This window comes from Candidatus Palauibacter scopulicola (genome assembly GCF_947581915.1).
Lineage (GTDB): Bacteria > Gemmatimonadota > Gemmatimonadetes > Palauibacterales > Palauibacteraceae > Palauibacter > Palauibacter scopulicola.
Genome location: NZ_CANPWG010000048.1, coordinates 1 through 2348, shown reverse-complemented (window position 1 = coordinate 2348; position 2348 = coordinate 1). Strand labels below are relative to the sequence as shown.

The window sequence follows — 2348 nt, the reverse complement described above, 5'->3', positions numbered from 1 at the left end:
CGCGGCACCCGCATCCTCTCCTTCCAGGACAAGAAGCGGATCGCCGTGACCGACGCGCAGGGCAAGCCCAGGCGGGACGCCGAGGGCAAGAAGGTCTATCGCTACGAGAAGCTCAAGGCGCCGTTCGTGCGCCAGTACACCGTGTTCAACGCCGAGCAGGCCGACGGGCTGCCCGAGCGCGCCAACCCGACGCCCGAGCCGCTCTGGAAGGTCCACCAGGAGGCCGAGCGGGTGATGGAGGACGTGGGCGTGCCGGTCCGCCACGTCCAGGGCGACCGCGCATACTACCACATGAAGCGCGACGAGATCGTGCTGCCCGAGCGCGGCCAGTTCCCGTCGGCCAACCACTACTACCAGACGGCGCTCCACGAGCTGGGCCACAGCACCGGCCACGAGAGCCGGATGAAGCGCGAGACCCTCATCGAGGGGATCGACGGCGGGTTCGGCTCGCCCCAGTACGCCCGCGAGGAGCTGCGGGCCGAGATCAGCGCCATGATGACCGGTGAGCGCGTGGGTGTCGGGCACGACCCGAGCCGTGGCGCGGCCTACGTCGAGGGCTGGATCCAGGCGCTCGAGGAGGACCCGCGCGAGATCCGGCGCGCGGCCGCGGACGCGCAGAAGATCTCCGACTTCGTGCTCGGCCGTCACCGCGAGCGCGTCGCCGCCCGCGACCCCGTGGCCGTGGCGGCGGTCCGGACGCCCGCGCAGGGACCGCAGAGGATCGTTGTCCCCGTGCCGAGGATCCCGGTCCCCGAGCGCGGCTTCGGGCCGAGCCGCTGAGCCGTGAGAGGAAGAGAGATGTTCGGCCGCGAGGCCGAACCGGACCCCCGTTCTGCCGCGCCACCCAGCCGCGCGAGCCATCGCGCTCGGATGCGGAACGGCCATCGCCGAGAACACGCAGCGGGCCGGGACGGCGGGTCCATCTCCTTCCCCGACCGGTGCGCCGGGGCGCTGACCGACATCGGCGTCCACGGCGCGGTCTCCTACCGCGACTTGGCCGAGGTACACTTCGGCGGCCATCCGCTCACCACCCGGCGCGCCGTGAACGCCTGGATCCGGGACGGTCTGGTCGAGGAGCACGCGGCCACCGGACCGAAGGGCAACCCGTTCAAGGTTCTCTCGCTCACCCCCAAGGGCGTGGCCGAGGCGCGGAAGCTCGCCGCCGAGCGCGGCATGGATCCCCGGCAGGAGATCCGGCTCGCCCGCGTCCGGCCTACCGAGGCCGCACACGACACCGCCATCCACCGCGCCTGCCGGATCGAGCGCAAGCGGCTCGAAGCAAGCGGCGCCGCCGTGCGGCGCGTCCGCCTCGACACCGAACTCAAGAGCAGGATCGCGCGCGCCAGCGAAGGCGCGCGGAAGCGCGGCAAACGGGCCGCCGACACCGAGCGCCACCGGATCGCGCGCGAACTCGGGCTCCCCATCGACGAAGACGGCCGGGTGCTCTACCCGGACGCGCAGATCGAGTACGAGGACGCCGACGGGCGAACCGGACGCGTCAACGTCGAGGCCGTCTCCGGCAGCTACCGCGAGGCGGCCGTCCGCGCCAAGGCCGCGGCCGGGTTCGCCATGCACGCCAACGGACCGGCGGCTGCGGGGCTTCTTCGCAGGCTGGGCCTCGGCAGTGAGAAAGGCTCCTGGCTCCGCGGCCCGGCCGACCGCGATCCCGCCACAGTCGAACTCTGAAGAGAAGGAGAACCAACATGCAGCCCTGGAAGATCAGCGCGGGACTCACCGCCGCACTCGCCGGATCCGCGTTCCTGCTTGGCGGCGCCCGCCTCGAATACCTCTCGCTCCACTGGCCAAGGATCCTCGCGGAACACGGCGTCGCGCTCGCGCTGCACGCCGCGCTCGCCCTCACCACCATCGCGGCCGCGATCTACATGGTCGCCCGCACCACCGGGCTCGCCGACCTCGGCCGGCGCGTGGATCTCGCCGAACGGTCCGTCCGGCGCGGCGAGGGCGATCCCGGCCTCGCCGACGCGCTCCATCAGGATAGGCAAGGAGACTGGAAATGACCCGCAAGCGCCGAAGGAAGAACGAGCCCGCGTCCGTCGAGGGCCTGCCCGCCGACTGGCGCAAGCAGGCCAAGGCGCTCCGCCGCTACGGGGGCGAGACCCCGGCCACGGCGATCGAGCGGTGCGCCGACGACCTCGAAGCCACCATGCGCGAGCAGGACGAGACCACGTTCTCGCTCGTCGAAGCCGCGCGCGAGAGCGGATACTCGAAAGACCATCTGGGCCGCCTCGTGCGGGAAGGCAAGATCCCCAACGCCGGGAGGCCCAACGCGCCAAGGATCCTGCGCCGGCACCTGCCCCTCAAGGCGCCGTCCGGCCCGCGACTGGCGG

The 2348-nt window shown here is 72.3% G+C and carries 4 protein-coding genes; all 4 read left to right on the top strand.

Annotation, left to right across the window (positions count from 1 at the left end):
- Nucleotides 1–780, top strand: a 780-nt coding sequence (locus RN743_RS09320) for a zincin-like metallopeptidase domain-containing protein (protein WP_310779336.1), incomplete at its 5' end; no start/stop codon positions are given.
- A 90-nt stretch (nucleotides 781–870) separates the two neighbouring features.
- Nucleotides 871–1686, top strand: coding sequence for a hypothetical protein (locus RN743_RS09315; RefSeq protein WP_310779333.1), 816 nt, complete (start codon nucleotides 871–873; stop codon nucleotides 1684–1686).
- Between the two features lie 17 nt (nucleotides 1687–1703).
- Entirely contained in the window at nucleotides 1704–2018 is a 315-nt protein-coding gene (locus RN743_RS09310; protein WP_310779330.1) for a hypothetical protein, read from the top strand.
- The coding region (locus tag RN743_RS09305) for a hypothetical protein (RefSeq protein ID WP_310779327.1) at nucleotides 2015–2348 on the top strand (334 nt) is incomplete at its 3' end. The genes RN743_RS09310 and RN743_RS09305, both read left to right, overlap by 4 nt.